We start from the raw sequence: 19,179 nt of genomic DNA, 5'->3' as shown, positions 1-19,179 counted from the left end.
CGCATCCGAAGATGGATGCGGGGCACTTCTCGTCGTGGGGCGGGTTTCCCGGGCGGTGGCGCGCGGGTACTTTGGGTCGATCGTCCGATCCACCATTTCGCATCCCGGAGACCCGTGTACAGACGTCTCGCTCCGCTTGCCCTGGCGCTGCTGCCGGCCGCGCTCGCCGCGCAGGAGCCCCTGACCGGCTACTCGGCCGCGGCGGCCGCCCGGCAGCGCACCGCCGAAGCCGCCGCCGTGCGGGTGCCCAGCCCCGACCGGGCGCGCACCCTGTCGCGCGCGCTCGGCGCCGAAACGCACGTGGCCGGCACCCCCGCGCAGGAGCGCACCCGCGACTACGTGATCGCGCAGATGCGCGCCATGGGCATGCAGACCGAGGTGCGCACCTACCGCGTGTACATGCCGCACGCCACCTCCGTGCACGTGTGGCGCGTCTCGCCGGACATGCGCGAGCTGGAGCTGGGCGAGCCCGCCGTCCCCGGCGACAGCACCTCCGGGCTGGCGCAGTACCCGGCGGCCAACGGCTTCAGCGGCGCCGGCGACGTCACCGCCGAAGTCGTGTACGTCAACTACGGGCTGATCGAGGACTACGCGCGGCTGGACTCGCTGGGCGTGAGGGTGCGCGGCAAGATCGCCATCGCGCGCTACGGCCGCTCGTTCCGCGGCATCAAGGCGCGCGAGGCGGAGCGCAACGGGGCGGCGGCGCTCATCATCTACAGCGATCCGCGCGATGACGGATACCAGGTGGGCGAGGTGTATCCCGAAGGCCCCATGCGCCCCGCGGACGCCATCCAGCGCGGCAGCGTGCTGAACGGCGACGGCGACCCCTCCACCCCGGGCTGGCCCAGCGTGGAAGGCGCGCGTCGCCTGGCGGAATCGGAGATGGAGATCCCGCGCATTCCCGTGGTGCCCATGGCGTACGGCGACGCGGCGGAACTGCTGCGCGGGCTGGCGGGCACGCGCATTCCCCGCGACTGGCAGGGCGGGCTGCCGTTCCGATACCACGTGGGTCCCGGCCCGGTGGTCGCGCGCGTGCAGGTGCAGACGGATGCCGCCACCCGCGGCTACAAGGAGATCCACGACACCTTTGGCGTCATCCGCGGGAGCGAGTTCCCGGATGAGATCGTGGTGATCGGCGGGCACCGCGACGGCTGGGGCCCCGGCGCGGCGGACAACGTGAGCGGCACGGTGAGCGTGATCGAGGCCGCGCGCGCGGTGATGGAGCAGGCGCGCGCCGGCAACCCGCCGCGCCGTACCGTGCTGTTCGCCACGTGGGACGCCGAAGAGTGGGGCCTGTTCGGCAGCACCGAGTTCGTGGAGCAGGATTCCGCGCGCCTCATGCGCGGCGCCGTGGCGTACCTGAACCAGGACGTGGCCGCCACCGGGCTGGCGTTCAGCGGCGGCGGGTCGCCCTCGCTGCGTGCCGCGCTGCGGTCGGTGGCGCGCGGGGTGCCCGACCCGTCGGGGCAGGGAAGCGTGTACCAGGCGTGGCGCCGGCGCGAGCTTCTGCCGGATTCGCTTGAGCCCGCCATGGACGATCCGGGCGGCGGATCGGACTTCGCCGGATTCTACAACCACCTCGGCATTCCGCACTCCGAGTGGGGCTTCGGCGGCGCGTACGGCGTGTATCACTCGCAGTACGATTCGTTCGAGTGGATGCGCCGCTTTGGCGATCCGGAGTTCCGCGCGCACGCCGCCGCGGCGCAGGTGGGCGCCGCTCTCATGCTGCGCCTGGCCAACGCCGACGTGCTGCCGTACGACTACGCCGAGTTCGCGCGCACCATGAGCGGCTACCTCCCCGCGATGGATGCGGCGATCCAGAAGCAGGGGATTACCGCCTCCACCGCGCGGCTCGGCGACGCGATCGAGGCGATGCGCACGGCGGCGATGGAGTTCGCCACCGCGCGCGACGCGGCGCTGGCGGCGGGCGCGCCCGGGCGCGAGACGCTGCGGCGCACCAACGCGGCGCTCATGCGCGTGGAGCGGGCGCTCACCCGGCCGGAAGGGCTGCGCACGCGTCCCTGGTTCCGCGCGCTGATCTACGCGGCGGACGAAAACAACGGCTACAGCAACGTCGTGTTTCCGTCCATCTCCGAAGCCGTGCGCGACCGCAACGCCGAACTCACCGTGCGCGAGATCGCGGATCTTGCGTCGCGCTTCGAGGGCGCGGCGGCGGCGCTTCGTGATGCGCGCGGGGCTCTGGGCGGGCGCTGAGTCTGTTCAACTGCCCTCACGCGGAGGTCGCGGGGGTCGCGGGGGTCGCGGAGGAACTGAGTAAAAGACAGGGCCTCACGCAGAGACGCAGAGGCGCAGAGAAAGAACCAAAGAAATAAGGGGGATTGGGGATTCGGACGATGTTCTTCCCCCTGCTGTTCCCCCGCGACCTCCGCGACCTCCGCGTGAGAGCAGTTGATCCGTAAAAGCCGAGCGGCGGTGCGCACTTCGCGCACCGCCGCTCGTTCTCATCCCCCGCGCAACGGTCAGTTGCTGTCGTCGTCGCCGTCGTGATCGCCGTGGGCGTCGGCGAGGCTCTCGAGTTCCGAGGCCAGGCGCTGGATCTCGTCCTTGTGCTCGCGAAAGAAAGCCACGTTGTCCTTCAGCACGCCGGCCTCCATCTGCGCGAACGCGCTCTCCCCGCCCATTTCCACCATCGTGGCGGTGAACATCGTCTGCACCATGGAGAACAGGAAGGTCACGTACTCGCGGCTCGAAAGCCCCGCCTTGCCGATGGCGTCGCGGATGAGCGGCTCGCTCTCGAACGCCGACGCGATCATGCCGATGTCCGGCATCTCGTTCTCGGAGACCTCGAACCGGTTCTCCATGTTGATGCTCTCGTCTTCCAGCGCGTCCAGGTTGCGCGTGGCCGTCACGAACTTCTCCAGCCCCTCCATGGTCAGGCGGTGGTTGGACACCTCTTCGGTGAACATGGGGAACTGGGCGGAAGCCGACGGGGCGTGCGCCACCACCGCGCCCAGGGCCAGCGTGCCGAACAGGGCTGCGCGCGCGGCCACACGGCGGGCAGATTCAAGAAGCTGCATGGGATGAACTCCTGGGGATGACGATGAGAATCGTGCGCGGCGGCACGGGCGGGCAGCGTAGGATAATCACGCGCCCCGGCGGCGTCCACCGCCCTGATAGGCACCTACGCGGCGCGATCCGGGAAAGTTGCAGAGCGGGAGGGGGACGAACGAGGGGCGCGACGGAATTCATCCGCCGCGCCCCTCGCATCATCCACCAACCAGCTGCGCTCACTCCTACAGATTCTGCATCGCGCGCTCGATCTCCGCCTTGTGCTCGCGATACAGGCGGATGTTGTCCCGGGCCACGCCCGGCGGCATCCGCGCGAACCCGCTCGCGCCGGGTGCGTCCACCTCGCCCGACCTGATCATCGTCTCCAGAAGGGCGAACTGGATCAGCACGTACTCGCGGGTGGAGAGCCCCGCCTTGCGGATGGCGTTGCGCATGAGCGGCGCGCTGTCGATGAGCCCCGCGATCTCCCCGAGTTCATCGTCCGCCCGGGACACCGGCATCTGGTCGTCGATGTGCATCGGCTGCCCCTGCAGCGCCTCCAGGTTGCGCGACGCCTGCATCCACTTCTGCAGCGTGGGCGCGGTCAGCCGGTAGTTGGAGATCTCGGGCGAAAAGAGCTCATCCTGCGCCACGGCCGCGGGCGCGTGCATCGCCGCACCTCCCGCGGCCGGGACGAGCGACAGGGTCAGGCGCGCCGCCAGCCGGCGCAGGGAATCGCGAAGCCGCATGGAAAAAGCTCCCGAAATCAGCAGTCGAGGTTTCGTGATGGCAATGATTTGCATGCCCGACGCGAGGTCCGCCTCGGGCCTTCCGCGCATCCGCCGCGAAAGAATGCGGCTCGGGAGGGATGAGGCGCGGGGCGCGGCGATCCATCTGCCGCGCCCCGCGTGTCCATCACCCGGCCCGGATCACATCGCCACGCGCGGCGGCGTGGGGTCCAGGATGGGGAGCGAGCCCGGCGGGCGGCCGTTGTAGCCGGCCCCCAGCGGCACCTTGATGCACGCCGCGAAGTGGCCGCCGCCCTTGTCCGCCAGCGGCGGGACGATGTTGGCGCAGTCCTGGTCCTTGAGCGGATGGTAGCAGCGCGGGTGAAACGGGCACCCCGACGGCGGATTGGCCGGCGAAGGGACGTCGCCCTGCAGCATGATGCGCTCGCGCTTGATCCGCGGGTCCGGAATGGGGACGGCCGACAGCAGCGCCTGCGTGTACGGCATCAGCGGGTTGCGGTACAGCTCCTTGCTGTCCGCCAGCTCCACGATGCGCCCCAGGTACATGACCGCCACCCGGTTGGCCATGTGCTCCACCACCGACAGGTCGTGGGCGATGAACAGGTAGCTCAGCCCCAGCTGGTCCTGCAGGTCCTGCATGAGATTGATGACCTGCGCCTGCACCGACACGTCCAGCGCCGACACCGGCTCGTCGCACACGATCAGCTCCGGCTCCACCGCCAAGGCCCGCGCGATCCCCAGCCGCTGCCGCTGCCCGCCGCTGAACTCGTGCGGATAGCGCACCGCGTGCTCCGGCCGCAGCCCCACCACGCGCAGCAGTTCGGCGATGCGGTCCTTGGCCTTCTGCCCCGTCGCGATCCCGTGAATCGACAGCACTTCCCGCAGCATGTCGCTGATGGTCATGCGCGGGTTCAGCGAGCTGTACGGGTCCTGGAAGACGATCTGCACCCGGCGCCGCATCTTGCGCAGCTCCGTCTTGTCCATCGCCAGGATGTCGCGCCCGTCAAAGCTCGCCTCGCCCGACGTGGGCTCGATCAGCCGCAGAATGGCGCGTCCCGTGGTGCTCTTTCCGCAGCCGGATTCGCCCACCAGCCCCAGCGTTTCGCCGCGGCCAAGGAAGAACGAGACCCCGTCCACCGCCTTGACGTCGCCCACGTGGCTGTTGAAGAAGCCCTTCCGGATGGGGAAGTACTTCTTCAGCTTGCGCACCACCAGGAGCGAGCCTTCCGGCGCCTCCATGTCGTCGGGCGTTTCGCCGCGCAGATCGCTGTCGCCCTTGGCGGGGGGCAGCGCGGCGGCGGCGGATCCCGCCTTGTGCACGGCGCGGCTGGACGCAGTCGCCGCGTTCCCGCCCGCGGCGGCGCGCTCCACCCCCGCGCCGATCAGCGGCTCGCTTGCGGCGTGTGCCTGCTCGCCCCCGCTGCGCAGTCCATCTCCGGCGCCCTGTCCCCCCGCGGGGGTGCGCCCTTCCGGCGTGGCCGCCATCTACAGAACCTCCAAGTCGTCAGCGGCCGGCACATCCGGCAGCTCGCCCGCGACGGGCGTGGCGGCGGCGGTGCCCGCCAGCGTGCTTCCATCCGTCCATCCGCCCATGGCGCGGCGCTCCGGGTACTTCACCAGCCAGCACTTGTTGCGGCGGCCCGGACCGACCTCGAACAGGGGCGGCTCTTCCTTTTCCGGCTTTTCCCAGCTGTACGGGCAGCGGTCCTGAAAGCGGCACCCCTGCGGCCAGTTGAGCGGCGAGGGCACCACGCCCGGAATCACCGCCAGGCGCCCCACGTCCTGCCCCAGCTTGGGCATGGAGCGCAGCAGCCCCTCGGTGTACGGGTTCTGGGGATTGTGGAACACGTCGTCCACCGGCCCCTCTTCAAACACCTGGCCGGCGTACATCACGATCACCCGGTCGCACGTCTCGGCCACCACGCCCAGGTCGTGCGTGATCAGGATGATGCTCATCCCCAGCTCCTGCTGCAGCTTGTTCAGCAGCTCCAGGATCTGGGCCTGAATCGTCACGTCCAGCGCCGTCGTGGGTTCGTCCGCGATCAGCAGCTTGGGGTCGCACGCCAGCGCCATGGCGATCATCACCCGCTGCCGCATGCCGCCGGACAGCTGGTGCGGATACTCGTCCACCCGCTGGTCCGGAATGGGAATGCCCACCAGCTGCAGCATCTCGATGGCGCGGGTGCGCGCGGCCTTCTTGCTGAGCCCCTGGTGCAGCCGCAGCGATTCCATGATCTGCTCGCCCACCGTGAACACGGGGTTCAGCGAGGTCATGGGCTCCTGAAAGATCATGGCGATGTCGTTGCCGCGGATCTGCCGCATCCGCTGCTCCGACGCGCGCGCCAGGTCTTCCATTTCGCCATTGGATCCGCGGAACAGGATTTTGGATCCGTCCTGGATCTTGCCCGGCGGCTGCGGAATCAGGCGCATCACCGAAAGCGAGGTGACGCTCTTGCCGCTGCCGGACTCGCCCACGATCCCCAGCGTTTCGCCGGGGTTCACGTGAAACGACACGCCGTCCACCGCCCGCGCCACGCCGTTGTCGGTGCTGAACCAGGTGCGCAGGTTTTCCACCTGCAGAATCGGCCCGCTTCCCGCCGCCGGGACCACGTGGATGTCGCTCTGCGTCAAATCAACCCCCATTCCCTGTACGCGGTCCACTGGCTCGGCCGCTCCACCCACATCCACGTCGGGTCAATCCACAGCCCGGGGATCACTTCGCTCGTTACACGTCCCGCGCCGTCCAGCGGCGCCGGTTCGTACGCACCGCCCGCGGACAGCCGGTACGGTTCCATCGTCTCCGCTTCCGGATCGATGATCCAGTACTCGCGCACGCCGGCCTCGGCGTACTCCCTGAACTTTTCGCGCCGGTCGCGCACGCGGCTTTCGGGGCTCAGGATCTCCACCGCCAGGTCCACCGCGCCCTGCACGTACGTGCGGTGAAAACGGTCCATGTGCTCGGGCGCCAGATAGAACACGTCCGGTTCGCGCCCGGAGCGGCCCAGCCGCACCTGAAATCCCGCGGGCCCCACCAGTCCGCCGATTCCCTTGCGGTCGACGTAGCCGTCGAGCACGGAAGAAAGAAAGCGCATGATCAGCAGATGCCGGTCCGTTCGCGGACTCGCGTACAGGATCTCCCCGTCCACCCATTCAGCCCGGACTCCGTCGGCGTTCGCGAGGAAGTCTTCGTAGCTGATTCTGTCCGATCGGTGCTCAGCCTGTGCGAACATGCCATTCACCTCTGCGTTCAGCGGGCCGGGGGGTCGCCATGCGCGGCGTCCAGCCGGTCACCGCGGTCCGGGTCACCGGACTCGCGGAGCATTCTCATCCAACGGAAAGATCACGTCCCGCGGTACGGGTCGGGCCCGTCGCTCCGCGTCAGATCAATCCCCATTCCCTGTAGGCCGCGAACTCATCCGGATCGTCGGCCCACATCCACACTGGATCAATCCACAACCCCGGAATGACGTCGCTCGTCACGCGCGCGGGAGTGCCGAGCGCGACCGGCTCGTAAACCTCTCCTCCGGCACCGAGGTGAAAGACCTCGATCGTTTCCTTGTCCGGGTCGATCAGCCAGTACTCTCGCACGCCGTACTGCGCGTATTCGCGGTGCTTGTCGCGCCGGTCGCGCACGCGGCTGTCGGGCGAGATCACCTCCACCGCCAGGTCTACCGGCCCCTCCACGAACGTCCGCGTCAGCCGGTGCATGTTCTGCGGCGCCACGTACGACACGTCCGGCTCGCGCCCCACTCTGGGTCCCAGCCGCACCTGAAAGCCGGCCTGCATCACCCGTCCGCCGATCCCCTTCAGGCGCACGTATCCGCCCAGCGCCTTGTAGAGAAACCCGCTGATCAGCAGGTGCCGGTCCGTCTGCGGGCTCATGTACAGGATCTCCCCGTCCACCCATTCAGCCCGGACTCCTTCGGCGTTCGCGAGGAAGTCTTCGTAGCTGACCCAGTCCGATCGGTGCTCAGCGTGTGCGAACATGCCATTCACCTCTGCGTTCATCGGGCCGGGGGATCACCATGCGGCGTCCTGCCGGGGCCCGCGGTCCACACCGGAACCGCGGGAGTCGTCGTCGTGCGAAAAGATCAGGTCCGCAGGCGCGGGTCCAGCGCGTCGCGCAGGCCGTCGCCCAGCAGGTTGAAGGCGACCACGGTCAGCACGATGGCCAGGCCGGGGAAGGTGGCGATCCACCACGCCTGCGTAAGCGCGTCGCGCCCGTCACTCACCATGTTGCCCCACGTGGGCGTGGGCGGCTGCACGCCCAGGCCCAGGAACGACAGCGACGCTTCCGTCAGGATCGTCAGGCCGATGCCCAGCGTGGCCGACACGATCACCGGCGCCATGGTATTGGGGATGACGTGCCGCATGATGATGCGCAGGTCGTTCATCCCCAGCGCCCGCGCCGCCTGCACGAACTCGCGCTCACGCAGGCTCAGCACCTCGCCGCGCACGATGCGCGACGTGCCCATCCATCCCGTCAGCCCCAGGACCACCACCACCAGCCAGAACGACGGGTTCTCGAAGATGGCGATCACCACGATCAGCAGCACCAGGCGCGGAAACGCCAGCATCATGTCCGTGAAGCGCATCAGCACGCCGTCCACCCAGCCGCCGAAGTAGCCGCTCAGCGCGCCCACCATCGTCCCCAGCGTGATGCTGATGGCGACAGCGACGAAGCCGATGGACAGCGAGATCTGCGAGCCGTACAGCGTGCGGCTGAAGATGTCGCGGCCGAACTTGTCGGTGCCGAACAGGTGCTCGGCCGACGGGGCCAGGTAGCGCGAGGTGATGATGTCGCCCTGCGCGGCCGGGTCGTACGGCGCGATCAGCGGCGTCAGCAGCGTGATGACGTACAGCAGGATCATGATGGCCAGCCCGAACATGGCCAGCCGGTTCTTCTTGAAGTGGCGCGCCGCGATGGACCACTGCGAGTCGCCGCGCACCCGCCCCTTGGCCAGCTGCGCGGGAGACACCGACTTCCACGTCCACCACAGCATGGTGAGCACCACGGCCGCCAGCGCCACCAGTGCCACGTACCAGTCCCACCGCACCCGCACCCCGGTGGGGTTGGCGCGCCGGGCCTGGATGGTGGACCAGCTGATGAACAGCACCGCGAAGGTGAAGCCCCAGGCCAGCACCAGGGTCACCACCCGCGTCCACACCACGCCGCCGCCGCGGGGGCCATTGCCGGTGGGGGGGAGAGGCATGCCGCCGGCCGGCATGGGCTCGGGCGGTACGGACTCGACGTCGGGAGAAACGCGGACCATGGTTCAGTCGTTCCGGATGCGGGGGTCCACCACGGCGTACAGCGCGTCCGACAGCAGGTTGCCGAACACCACCATCGCCGCGATCACGAACGAGGTTGCCATCACCATCGGGTAGTCGCGCGCCAGAATGGCTTCCACGATGGCGCGCCCCATTCCCGGCCAGGCGAAGATCGTTTCCACCAGCACCGCGCCCGAAAGCAGGAACGGCAGGTACAGCCCCAGCAGGGTGATGATGGGGATGAGCGCGTTGCGCAGCGCGTGGCGGAAGATGACGGTGCGCTCCGACAGGCCCTTGGCGCGGGCCGTACGGATGTAGTCCTGGTGAATCACTTCCAGCATGGCGCCGCGCATGTACCGCGCGACGCCCGCCGCCGAGCCCACGCCCAGCGCGATGGCGGGAAGGATCAGGTGCAGAAAGCGGTCGCCGATCTTGCCGCCCGCCGAAAGGTAGTCGTAGTCGATGCTCGTCATTCCCGACGCAGGCAGGGCGAGCGGCCATCCGGCCTGCCCCGCGTGCAGCGAAAAGATGAGGATGAGCATCAGGGCGAACCAGAAGCTCGGCATCGAATAGAAGAACAGCGCCACGAAGGTCAGCACGTTGTCGGCGATGCTGTACTGGCGAACCGCCTGCACGATGCCGATGAGCATGCCGATCACGAAGATCACCACCAGGGAGATCAGCGTGAGCTGCAGCGTGTTCCACAGGATCTCGGGAAGGATCTCGTTGATGGGCCGCATCTGCCCGAACGAGTAGCCGAAGTCGCCCCGCACGAAGCTCCACAGCCACTTGAAGTACTGCACGTGCAGCGGCTGGTCGAGCCCGAAGTTGCGGCGCATCTGGTCCAGCACCTCGGGGCTCACGTTGGGGCTGGCGAACTTGAGCACCGGGTCGCCCGGCGCCATGTGCAGCACGAAGAAGATGAGCGTCAGGATCCCCAGCAGAAGGGGAATGGCGCCGAGCAGCCGCCGGACCAGGTATGCGATCATCCCCTTATCTCGATCCTCCCTCTGAGCTGTCGGCCTTCGCCCCGCGCCCCGGCGCGTCGCGAACCCACCATTCCCAGCTGCGCGCGTAGGCGCCGAAGCTGGTGACGTGCGTGCCCTGCACCCGGTTGTTAACGCCGGTTACCGGGTCGTAGTAGTACAGTGACGTATACGGCTGGTCCTGCACGATCCTGGCCGCCACGGAACGCCACAGCGGGTTGGCCCCCTCCGGCCGGGCCTGGGCCGCCGCCCGGGCGATCAGCGAGTCCGTCTCGGCGCTGCTGTACCCGGTGAGGTTGTACGCACCGCCGCTGGTCCACATGGCCGACACGTCCGGCGTGAGCGAGACGCCCCAGCTGGTGAGCACGGCCTCGAAGTCGTGGTCCACCAGCATGCGCTGGTTGAGCGCGCCCAGCTCCAGCATCTGGATCCGCATGTCGGCCCCCACGGCCTTCCACTGCTGCTGCAGGATGGTGGACACGTCCTGCCGGCGCTGGTTGCCCGTGTTGGTCAGCAGGGTAAAGCGCAGCGGCCGCCCGTCCTTTTCGCGGATTCCGTCGCCGTCCGCGTCGCGCCACCCCGCCGAGTCCAGCAGCGCCCGCGCCCCCGCCGTGTCGTACGCCAGCGGCCGGACGGCCGGGTCGTACAGATCGCGGAAGATGGGGGGGTACGGGCCGGTGGCCGGGGTGGCGAACTCCCCCATGGCCAGCGTCTGCACGATCCCCGGCACGTTCACCGCCATCCCCAGCGCGCGCCGCACCCTCGCGTCGCGAAAGGCGGCCACCTTGCGCTGATTGTACGCCACGAACTCCCAGTACCGGTCGTCCTCGCGCTCCCAACGCAGATTGGGTGCCTGCCCGCGCAGCTCCCGCACCCGTTCGAAGGTGATGCCGCGCCCCACGTCCACCGTGCCGTTGCGCAGCTCCGTGACCCGGGTGCCGGGGTCGGGAACCACGCGCAGGACGATGCGGTCCAGCCGCGGGCGGAATTCCTCCGGAAAATGCGGGTTGTGCACCAGCGTGGTCTGCCGCCCGGCCTGCCGCGCGCCCACCTTCCACGGGCCGCTCACCACCATCGTCTCCAGCCGCCCCAGCACGGGGTGCGAGGCCAGCCGCTCCGGCGGGGTGGAGGCGTACACGTGCTCCGGCATGATGCCGGTGCCCGCGTCAAAGAGCATTTCCGGGTAGTGGCGCTTGAAGTGGAAGACGACGGTGGAGTCGTTTTCCGCGCGCACCGAGTCCAGCTGCTTGGTGACGTCGGAGTGCGGCGAGGCGGCGCGCGGGTCCGCCAGGGTGCGGTAGGTCCACACCACGTCGCGCGCGGTGATGGGTTTGCCGTCGGACCAGCGCAGCGCGCTGCGCATGCGGAAGCGGATGGCCGTGGAGTCCGGCCCCGTGTACTCGTGCAGCCAGGCGATGGCCATGGGCGAGTCGTCGGAGGTCTGGTAGACCAGACGCCCGTTTTCCCACGCCTGCGCGGTGAGCCCCATGTACATCATGTCCATGAGGTCGCCGTCGGGCGCTCCCGTGAACAGCAGGGGAAGCGGCTGCTGCACGTCGCCCGCCTCGGCCACCACCACGGTGCCGCCGAGTTTAGGCTCCGCGCCGCCGCCGCGCGGGGCGGCGGTCTTCTCGCCAGACCCGCCGCCGCCGTCCGTGCACGCCCCCAGCACCACCGCCAGCGCGGCGGCCGTCCGCCGCGCGCCCCGCATCCATCCGCCCGTGTAGTTCATCCGGTTATCCGCCGCCGCCCTGCCGGGCGCGGCCGTTGGGGAGAAGGTACCCACTGTCTGCGCCCGGCGCGCCGGCGCGTGCCCGTCGCGCACCCGGCTGCTCACATCGTCCAGGCGCTCTTTGGAACAGGAAAAGGCGCGGGGTCAGCCAGCCGCCTGCACGACGCGCCTCGCCGTCCATGATGCCGTGGAAGTCTCGAGCCTGGTCGATGGTGCGCGGTAGGGCGTTCACGGACGGCTTCCGTCCATCCGCCCGCGGCCCGGCCATCGACGGCCATCCCGACCGCGCCGGCCCGGTCCGGACCTCACGGGGCAGGTCCGATACGGTCCGCCCGCTCGCGGCTGCCCGCGTAGATCGTGAAGGTAGCGCGGCGTGGGCGGGATTTCGGTTCACGATCCGCGCGACCGGGGATCGTCGTCATCAAACGTCAGGAGAGCGGTTCGCGCGCCGGGGGAGCCGGGCGCGGGAGAGCCCCGCGCCTGGCGGGGCTCCCCCGGTATGCCTGCCTGCGGATCCGGCGGTCTAGCGGCCGCGGTGCCACCACTCGGCGATGTTCACGATCTTGCTGCGCGCGTCGGTCTGCACGTTGCGCACGCGCGGGCCCACCCCGGCCAGGTCCTCGGTCCAGTACAGAAAGGTGATGGGCTGGTCCTGCTGCAGCAGCTGCGACCACTGCGCCCACAGCTGCTTGGCGGCGGCGGGATCGGTGCTGCGCATGGCGCGGCTGGCCAGCTCGTCGCCCTGGGGATTGCAGTACCCGGTGCGGTTGGCGCTGCCCTTTACTCGCGCCTGCGCGCAGGAGAACAGGGGCGAGGGATCGACCTTGAAGGTGTCCAGGCTCCAGTTGGCCAGCACCGCGTCGTACTCGCGCCCCTTGTACTGCTGCAGCATGGACTGGAACTCCTGCGGGCGGATCTGCAGGTCCACGCCGATCTGCTTGAGCTGCCGCTGCACCACCTGCGCGATGTCGCCGTGCGAGCGGTTGGCGGAGTTGATGGTGAGCGAAAAGCGCAGCGGCTGCCCGCCCTTGTCCAGAACGCCGTCGCGGTTGGTGTCCGTCCACCCCGCCTGCTGCAGAAGCTGCTTGGCCGCGTTGGCGTCGTACGGCAGCGGCTGCATCTGCGTGTACATGGGGCTCCACGCCGGGATCATCCCCGTTGCCGGCTGCCCGTAGCCCTGCAGCAGCCCGGTGATGATCTGCTGCCGGTCGATGCCCATGGTGAGCGCGCGGCGCACGCGGGCGTCGGCAAAGAGCGGCCGGGTGTTGTTCCACGCAAAGAAGGTGAACTCGCGCGACGGGTAGTGGCGCAGCTCCAGCCCGCGCTGGCCGTCGATGGACTTGGCCTGGTCCGGCAGCAGGGTGTAGCCGATCATGTCGGCCGTGCCGTTCACCAGCTCCGTGACCATGGTGGTGGCCTCGGGGACGATGCGGAACACCACGCGGTCCAGGTTGGGGCGGCCGCCCAGCGCCTCGGGAAAGTCCGGGTTGGCCTCGAAGGTCACCGACTGCGTGGGCTTCCAGTCCGCGAACTTGAAGGGCCCGCTGCCCACCGGGTTGCGGTTGAACGGCGCGGTGGAAAGCTGCCCTGGCGCCACGTTGGCCAGCAGGTGCCTGGGCAGCGGCGGCCACCAGAAGGCGTCCAGCGCCTGCGCGTGCGGGGCCACGAAGCCGAAGCGGATGGTGTACGGGTCCACCACGGTGGCGGACTTGATCATGTTGACGTACGCCGAGCCGATCAGCGACGCGGTGGCCGAGTCCTTGGCCAGGTCAAAGGTGAACTTGACGTCCTCGGCCGTCACCGGCTGGCCGTCGTGCCACTTCACGTCCTTGCGCAGAAAAAAGACGACGGCGGTGTCGGAAAGCTCCCAGCGCTCGGCCAGCCACGGCTTGGGGTTCAGCTTCTCATCATACTGGATGATGGGCGTGAACAGCATGTGCTTGATGACGTCGTCCGTCGTCAGCGCCGTGTTGGTGACGGGGTTGAACGCCTGAAAGTCGGTGAGCACGGCCACGACGCCGGTGCCGCCCCGCTGCGGGGTTCCGTCGTCCTTGCCGGCTCCGCCCGCGTCGCCGCCCCGGTCTCCTCCGCCGCAGGCGGTGAGGGCCGCGGCGAGCAGCGCGGCCAGCGCGGTCCTGGCGTGTCTGGCGTTCATCCCATTCCCCGTGATCGTCGGTGTTGGATCGCGCGGCTCGGGGCCGCGAAACGGGTCAACGATGCCAAGTCCATGCCGGGTCCTCGTAGCGCGCCCGGTGGCCCGCCGCGCGCTCCTCGTCCTCGGCGGAGAGCGTGTCCTCCACGAGCTCGCCGCCGACCGATTCGCGCCATCCACCGGCGATGGCGTTGGAGAGGTCCCGCCAGTCCGGAACGGTGCCCATCAGCTCGGCCAGCGCGGCCGGAGGCGAGGCGGCGGGGAGGGCGGCGCCGGGGTGCATCAGCTCCGCCAGCAGCGCCTGGTCGTCGTGCAGGATCAGCGAGCCGTGCTGCAGAATGACGCCGCGCTCCCGCCGCTGCGCGCTCCCCACCAGCTTGCGGCCGCCCGCCACCACCTCCCCCTCCACCGGCTGCTCAAAGCACGGCGCCAGCGAGGGAAGCGGGGCGCGCCCACCGCCCGCGGGCTGCAGGTGCGCGTCCACGCCCAGCGCGCGCAGGCCGGCCACCAGGGCGCGGTTTACGGCGGCGTACGCGTGCCGCGGCGAGCCCAGCACGTTGTCGCGCACGGCGACGGAATAGGTGAGTTCGCGGGCGTGCAGAACGGCGCGTCCCCCCGTGGGCCTGCGCACGACGTCCAGCCCGCGGCGGCGGATCTGGTCGCGGTCGTAGCCGTCGCCGGGCTGGTTGCGGCCCAGCGACAGGCAGGCCGGGTTCCACCGGTACAGCCGCAGGGTGGGCGGGCCGCCCGCGCGCACGGCGTCGGCCAGCGCTTCATCCACGGCCATGTTCCACGCCCCCGGGGCCGGCGCGGTGTTCAGCAGCCGCCAAGCGGGGCGGGGCTCGGGGTTGGTCTGCATGTGGGTGGATGGTAGGCCGCCGGGGGGGCGGGCGTCAAGGCGATACGGACGCTTTCCGCCCGTTTGCACCGCCGCTCGCCATCCCGGGCGAGGAAAACGGCGGATCACGCAGAGCAGCGGAGCAGCAGAGGGAAATCATCCCGGGCTGCCACGCGTCTTTTTCGCCCGCCATCCGCAGGGAACAGCGTCGTTCGTGGCTCGCTGCGTCAATCATCGACCGATGGGAGGAATGATGAGGATCGATTCACGGCTTGCCGCGGTGCGCTCATCGGGATGGCAGATCGCCGGGCTCGGCAGCGGGACGACGGTGGGGAGGGCGGTGGGGAGGGCGGTGGGGAGGGCGGTGGGGAGGGCGGGGCGGATGATGGCGGGGCGGGGGATTGCCATCCGATGGCGGCTAAGGATGTTACGTATCGAATGTAACGACGGGCCGGAATGCGCGGACGGGCTGCTCCGATGGGAGCAGCCCGTCCGTTTTCCGTCAGGCGGCGTGCGTCAGAAGGCCGCGAGGCCGGTCACGCTGACGGGGAACGCACCCGTGAGGTTGTTCTGCGGCGTGAGCGAGCCGTCGCTCCCCACGCGGAACACGTGAATGCCGCGGTCGCCGGCGGTGAGGGCGTACAGGTACCCGTCCGCGTACGCCATGTCCAGCGGCATGCTCATGGCGCCCGTGGAGCCGCTCACGCCGTCGCTGCGCATGCGGGTGAGCGCGCCGTTGCTGCCGATGCTGAAGCCCGTGATGGTTCCGCTGCCCGTGTTGGTGGTGTAGGCGTAGCGGCCGTCGGGGGTCGTCTGGATCCAGCAGGCGGCCGTTTCAGTCGTCGGCACCGCGGCGGCCACCGGCGTCACGCCGTTGCCGCTGAACACCAGCGACGCCACCGAGCTGCCGTCCATGACCGCGGCCCGGTTGGGGCCGATGTTGCCGATGGACAGAATGTAGCGCCCCGACGCATCGAAGTCCGCGCCGAACGGCGTGGGCCCGGGCGACGGAATGACGGTGGGGCCGGTCGCGGTGACGCCGTTGTTGAGCCCGTACAGCACCAGGTTGTTGGTCATCTTTTCGGTGACAATGATGGCCTGGCCGTTGGGGGTGATGCGGATGGAGCCGGGCCCGGTCATCGCCGCGCCGCTGAGCGGGCGGGTGCTGCCGGACAGCGCGGTGAGCGTGCCGTCGGTGCCCACGCGGAAGCCGCTGATGTTGCCGCCGTTCATGGCGTTCACCACGTACAGCACGTCGCCGTTGTGGGCCAGGCTCACGGGCATGACGCCGCCGGAGCTCACCGTGCTCACGCGGGTGAGCGCGCCGGAGCTGGAGACGCGGAACGAGGTGACTTCGTTGCTGCCGGCGTTGGTCACAAAGAGCAGGCGGTTGTCACTGGACAGAATTACCGCGTCCTGCGATTCCAGCGGGTCGGCGCCGAACACCGGGTGCGGGCCGCTGCCGCGCCCGCCGGTGGCCACCGAGTCCACGCGCGCCAGGGTGCCGTCGTCAAAGCGCTGAAACACGATCACGTAGTTGGCGCTGGCCGCGTTGTTCATCGTGAACACCGCGCCCGCGTTGTTGTTGTCGTCGTCGTCGCTGTCGAACACGCCGTCGCACGCCGCGAGCGGCAGAGCAGCCGCCGCGAGGATCCACCATGCTTTCATTCCACGCCTCCACATCCCTGGGTAATCCCGTACTCGTCCTTCCGCCGCCCCGGCGGAGGACATTCAGACCGGCCGGGCGCGTTCGCCATGACATCGGCGAACACGTCGGGCCGGGGCGCCGGTCAGGCAAGAGGCGGACCCGGTTTCCGGTGCGCAAACGGATGGTCTGCAGGCCTTTGGGGGATGGGTGGAGATTGGGAAGGCCGAAAAGAAGCGCGGGTATGAAGAAGGTTTGTCCAGTCGGTTGGCCGGGCGTGGGACCGGATCGTGCGCCCAGCGAAGCCCGGCGCGGCGGCGGGCTCCGCCCTCCCCCCAGCCCCTCGCCCCGCAAGCGGGGGAGGGGGAGCCGTTCGGCGCGGAGGCGGGTCCGGGGCGCGTCGGCCGACTGCCCGCTCTGGTGGCCGCAAGCGCGGTCTGACTCCCAGGTCTCAACGCGGGTGAAGCCCCGAACGTCGCGCGCAGCGCGCCGTGTCGGGGCTTTGCGCCGTTGGAGCGGCGGATTCATCCGCTCAACGAAGCCGCGGACGCGCGGCATTGTTTCTTGTCGTCCCGGCCTGTCGCCGCGCATCCGTCTATCCGGATGCGCAACGCACCGCTTTGCGTCATCCACCGAACGAGAAAGCGCCCTCCCCGGTTGCCGGGAAGGGCGCTTTTCATCCACGGAACGACGGTGGATCAGAGTTCGTAGGAGCCGCCGGGCTGCATGATTTCCACGCGCGCGGTGTCGCCCACCATCTCCCGGAACGCTTCCGGGTTCTGGTTGATGAGCTCGAACGTGTTGTAGTGCATGGGGATGACCACTTCCGGCTGAATCATCTCCACCGCGCGGGCCGCATCCTCCGGCCCCATGGTGAAGTTGTCGCCGATGGGGAGCAGCGCCACGTCCACGCGCCCCTGCAGCAGCTGCAGATCCATGATGAGCGCCGTGTCGCCGGCGTGGTACACCGTGGGCCCGCCGTCCAGGCTGATCAGAAAGCCGCAGCAGTCGGTGGTGTACGCGCCGTTCTTGTCGCCGTCGATGCTTCCCGTGTGCAGCGCGGGCGTAAGCTTCACCCGGCCGAAGGGGAACACGTACGCGCCGCCGATGTTCATTCCGTGACCCTTCTTGACTCCCTCTTCCTGCTGGCAGAAGCTCACCAGTTCAAAGGTGGAGATCACGGTGGCGTCGTGCTTCTTCGCCAGCTTCACGCAGTCGGCGAAGTGGTCGGAATGGCCGTGCGAAACGAGGATGTAGTCCAGCTTCTCCACATCCTTGCTCTTGATGTCGGAAAGCGGATTGTCGTCCAGGAAGGGATCGATCATGATCCGCGTCCCGTCCGGTGCTTCCAGTGTGAAGCACGAGTGTCCGTGGTAGAGCAGACGGGCCATGAAAATCGCCTCCGGCGAGAAAAGCAGTGCGAAAGTACGAAGGTACGAGAGTACGAAAGTGCGGAGGGGGATGGATTCCGCTCCGCACTTCCCGTTCGTCGTCAGCCGATGAGGGCGCTGTAGGCGGCGGCGTCCAGCAGGCCGTCGACCGCGGACGGGTCGGCAAGGCGGATCTTGATCATCCACCCCTCGCCATACGGATCGCTGTTCACCAGCGCCGGGTTGCCGTCGAGCGCGCCGTTGCTCTCCACGACCTCGCCCTGAAGCGGCATGAACAGCTCGGAAACCGCCTTGACCGCCTCGATGGTGCCGAAGGGCGCCATGGCGTCGTAGGATGAGCCCGCCTTGGGCAGCTCCACGAAGACAATGTCGCCCAGCTGGTCCTGGGCGTATTCGGTAATGCCGACCGCAAACACGCCATCCTGCCCCTCGACGGGGCGGAGGTACTCGTGCTCACGGGTGTATCGCAGGTCCTGCGGGACGTTGGCCATGGTTTCTCCGCGCGGTTCAGCCGGTTCGGAACGCCGGGAGAATAGGCCGGGCACCGGGGCCGGTCAAGCGACGCGTGCGCGAACGGTCATCCCCAGGGGACGAACATCCACAGCACGGCCAGTTCCGCCGCCTCGCACGCGGCCCCGCAGACGGGTCCGTTGACCCCCGCGAACCGGTCCACCAGAAACGCGGTTGCCGCCAGCGCCAGCACCGCGCCGGCGGTGATGGCGTACGCCGTCCACACCGGGTCCGGCGAGGCGATGGTGAGCAGCGAAAGCACGGCGACGGCCACCCAGGTGGCGGACCAGAGCGGCACCCCGCCCGCCGCGGGGATGCGCGCGTCATGCGGCGGGGCGGCGGCGTAGGTGCGCAGCGCGTGCACCATGGCCCACCGGCCCAGCGCGGCCGCAACCATGGGCGCCACCGGCGGGGCGTGCGCCAGCGCCGCCACCTTGGCCAGCAGCAGCAGCCCCAGCGCGGTTCCGCCCATCACGCCCAGCCGCGAGGCGCCCAGCGCTTCCGTGCGCCGCCGCCGCGTGTCGTCGTCCGTGGATACGGCCGGGGCGAAGGCGGCGTCGCAGGCGCGGGCCCATCCGCCCAGCGTGTCCGCGCCCGTCACCAGCAGCCATGCCGCCAGCGCCAGCACGGCGCGCGCGTCGGCGGGAAGGGGAAGCAGGAGCGCCGCCGCGGGAAGGAGGCCGATGACCAGCCCGACCAGCGGGTAGAAAGCCGTCGCCTGCCGCAGCTCGTCCGCGTCCGGCGGATGGGCGTCGCGCGGGCGCCAGAGCGTGAGCAGCCCCGCCGCGCGCCGCAGCCGGCGCAGGGGCGAGTGTGGTGGTTCGGTGAATTCCATCCCGTGCGGATCGTCGGTCGGCAAGCGGCCCGGCGCGGTGCCGGGGCGAGCAGGCGGCTTC

The 19,179-nt window shown here is 69.6% G+C and carries 16 protein-coding genes; 1 reads left to right on the top strand and 15 read right to left on the bottom strand.

Annotated elements, in window-relative coordinates:
- Positions 1-114 precede the first annotated feature (114 nt).
- Positions 115-2,214, top strand: a complete 2,100-nt coding sequence (locus tag HNQ61_RS25610) for a transferrin receptor-like dimerization domain-containing protein (RefSeq protein WP_170034177.1) — start codon at positions 115-117, stop codon at positions 2,212-2,214.
- 266 nt (positions 2,215-2,480) lie between these two features.
- On the opposite strand, the gene HNQ61_RS25605 is transcribed toward HNQ61_RS25610, so the two are convergent.
- The 15 genes from HNQ61_RS25605 to HNQ61_RS25535 form a co-directional block, all read right to left on the bottom strand.
- Positions 2,481-3,038, bottom strand: coding sequence for a hypothetical protein (locus tag HNQ61_RS25605; RefSeq protein WP_170034179.1), 558 nt, complete (start codon positions 3,036-3,038; stop codon positions 2,481-2,483).
- A 216-nt stretch (positions 3,039-3,254) separates the two neighbouring features.
- Positions 3,255-3,758: a hypothetical protein gene (locus HNQ61_RS25600; RefSeq protein ID WP_170034181.1), complete on the bottom strand. Its 504-nt coding sequence runs from the start codon at positions 3,756-3,758 to the stop codon at positions 3,255-3,257.
- 180 nt (positions 3,759-3,938) lie between these two features.
- Positions 3,939-4,997: an ABC transporter ATP-binding protein gene (locus HNQ61_RS25595; protein WP_170035930.1), complete on the bottom strand. Its 1,059-nt coding sequence runs from the start codon at positions 4,995-4,997 to the stop codon at positions 3,939-3,941.
- A 246-nt stretch (positions 4,998-5,243) separates the two neighbouring features.
- Positions 5,244-6,401 carry an ABC transporter ATP-binding protein gene (locus HNQ61_RS25590; RefSeq protein ID WP_170034183.1) on the bottom strand — a complete coding sequence of 386 codons (1,158 nt, stop codon included), beginning with the start codon at positions 6,399-6,401 and terminating at the stop codon, positions 5,244-5,246.
- Positions 6,386-6,988 (bottom strand): Uma2 family endonuclease, encoded by a 603-nt coding sequence (locus HNQ61_RS25585; RefSeq protein WP_170034185.1) that lies wholly within the window; start codon positions 6,986-6,988, stop codon positions 6,386-6,388. Before HNQ61_RS25585 ends, HNQ61_RS25590 begins: the two co-directional genes overlap by 16 nt.
- Positions 6,989-7,136: 148 nt before the next feature.
- Positions 7,137-7,745, bottom strand: a complete 609-nt coding sequence (locus HNQ61_RS25580) for a Uma2 family endonuclease (RefSeq protein WP_170034187.1) — start codon at positions 7,743-7,745, stop codon at positions 7,137-7,139.
- Between the two features lie 104 nt (positions 7,746-7,849).
- The gene (gene opp4C, locus HNQ61_RS25575; RefSeq protein ID WP_205761404.1) at positions 7,850-9,031 is read right to left on the bottom strand and encodes an oligopeptide ABC transporter permease; all 1,182 of its coding nucleotides are present in this window, start codon (positions 9,029-9,031) and stop codon (positions 7,850-7,852) included.
- A 3-nt stretch (positions 9,032-9,034) separates the two neighbouring features.
- Positions 9,035-10,018: an ABC transporter permease gene (locus HNQ61_RS25570; protein WP_170034189.1), complete on the bottom strand. Its 984-nt coding sequence runs from the start codon at positions 10,016-10,018 to the stop codon at positions 9,035-9,037.
- 4 nt (positions 10,019-10,022) lie between these two features.
- Entirely contained in the window at positions 10,023-11,747 is a 1,725-nt protein-coding gene (locus HNQ61_RS25565) for an ABC transporter substrate-binding protein (protein ID WP_170034191.1), read from the bottom strand.
- A gap of 523 nt (positions 11,748-12,270) precedes the next feature.
- Positions 12,271-13,902: an ABC transporter substrate-binding protein gene (locus HNQ61_RS25560; protein ID WP_170034193.1), complete on the bottom strand. Its 1,632-nt coding sequence runs from the start codon at positions 13,900-13,902 to the stop codon at positions 12,271-12,273.
- Between the two features lie 55 nt (positions 13,903-13,957).
- Positions 13,958-14,758 (bottom strand): lipoate--protein ligase family protein, encoded by an 801-nt coding sequence (locus HNQ61_RS25555; RefSeq protein WP_170034195.1) that lies wholly within the window; start codon positions 14,756-14,758, stop codon positions 13,958-13,960.
- A gap of 495 nt (positions 14,759-15,253) precedes the next feature.
- Complete coding sequence (locus HNQ61_RS25550; RefSeq protein WP_170034197.1) at positions 15,254-16,405, bottom strand: lactonase family protein; 1,152 nt, start codon at positions 16,403-16,405, stop codon at positions 15,254-15,256.
- A gap of 675 nt (positions 16,406-17,080) precedes the next feature.
- The gene (locus HNQ61_RS25545; RefSeq protein ID WP_170034199.1) at positions 17,081-17,773 is read right to left on the bottom strand and encodes a metal-dependent hydrolase; all 693 of its coding nucleotides are present in this window, start codon (positions 17,771-17,773) and stop codon (positions 17,081-17,083) included.
- 101 nt (positions 17,774-17,874) lie between these two features.
- A complete protein-coding gene (gene gcvH, locus HNQ61_RS25540) occupies positions 17,875-18,264 on the bottom strand; it encodes a glycine cleavage system protein GcvH (RefSeq protein WP_170034201.1) in 390 nt (129 codons plus the stop codon).
- An 86-nt stretch (positions 18,265-18,350) separates the two neighbouring features.
- Positions 18,351-19,118, bottom strand: a complete 768-nt coding sequence (locus tag HNQ61_RS25535) for an adenosylcobinamide-GDP ribazoletransferase (protein WP_170034203.1) — start codon at positions 19,116-19,118, stop codon at positions 18,351-18,353.
- Positions 19,119-19,179: the final 61 nt, after the last annotated feature.

Source organism: Longimicrobium terrae (genome assembly GCF_014202995.1).
Taxonomy (GTDB): Bacteria; Gemmatimonadota; Gemmatimonadetes; order Longimicrobiales; family Longimicrobiaceae; genus Longimicrobium; species Longimicrobium terrae.
This window is presented reverse-complemented; position numbering and strand designations above follow the sequence as displayed.

What these genes read in the sequence shown, in the direction of transcription:
- HNQ61_RS25605 (WP_170034179.1), bottom strand. Translation starts at nt 3,038, where the DNA reads ATGCAGCTTCTTGAATCTGCCCGCCGTGTGGCCGCGCGCGCAGCCCTG.
- HNQ61_RS25600 (WP_170034181.1), bottom strand. Translation starts at nt 3,758, where the DNA reads ATGCGGCTTCGCGATTCCCTGCGCCGGCTGGCGGCGCGCCTGACCCTG.
- HNQ61_RS25595 (WP_170035930.1), bottom strand. Translation starts at nt 4,997, where the DNA reads ATGGAGGCGCCGGAAGGCTCGCTCCTGGTGGTGCGCAAGCTGAAGAAG.
- HNQ61_RS25590 (WP_170034183.1), bottom strand. Translation starts at nt 6,401, where the DNA reads ATGGGGGTTGATTTGACGCAGAGCGACATCCACGTGGTCCCGGCGGCG.
- HNQ61_RS25585 (WP_170034185.1), bottom strand. Translation starts at nt 6,988, where the DNA reads ATGTTCGCACAGGCTGAGCACCGATCGGACAGAATCAGCTACGAAGAC.
- HNQ61_RS25580 (WP_170034187.1), bottom strand. Translation starts at nt 7,745, where the DNA reads ATGTTCGCACACGCTGAGCACCGATCGGACTGGGTCAGCTACGAAGAC.
- opp4C (WP_205761404.1), bottom strand. Translation starts at nt 9,031, where the DNA reads ATGGTCCGCGTTTCTCCCGACGTCGAGTCCGTACCGCCCGAGCCCATG.
- HNQ61_RS25570 (WP_170034189.1), bottom strand. Translation starts at nt 10,018, where the DNA reads ATGATCGCATACCTGGTCCGGCGGCTGCTCGGCGCCATTCCCCTTCTG.
- HNQ61_RS25565 (WP_170034191.1), bottom strand. Translation starts at nt 11,747, where the DNA reads ATGAACTACACGGGCGGATGGATGCGGGGCGCGCGGCGGACGGCCGCC.
- HNQ61_RS25560 (WP_170034193.1), bottom strand. Translation starts at nt 13,902, where the DNA reads ATGAACGCCAGACACGCCAGGACCGCGCTGGCCGCGCTGCTCGCCGCG.
- HNQ61_RS25555 (WP_170034195.1), bottom strand. Translation starts at nt 14,758, where the DNA reads ATGCAGACCAACCCCGAGCCCCGCCCCGCTTGGCGGCTGCTGAACACC.
- HNQ61_RS25550 (WP_170034197.1), bottom strand. Translation starts at nt 16,405, where the DNA reads ATGAAAGCATGGTGGATCCTCGCGGCGGCTGCTCTGCCGCTCGCGGCG.
- HNQ61_RS25545 (WP_170034199.1), bottom strand. Translation starts at nt 17,773, where the DNA reads ATGGCCCGTCTGCTCTACCACGGACACTCGTGCTTCACACTGGAAGCA.
- gcvH (WP_170034201.1), bottom strand. Translation starts at nt 18,264, where the DNA reads ATGGCCAACGTCCCGCAGGACCTGCGATACACCCGTGAGCACGAGTAC.
- HNQ61_RS25535 (WP_170034203.1), bottom strand. Translation starts at nt 19,118, where the DNA reads ATGGAATTCACCGAACCACCACACTCGCCCCTGCGCCGGCTGCGGCGC.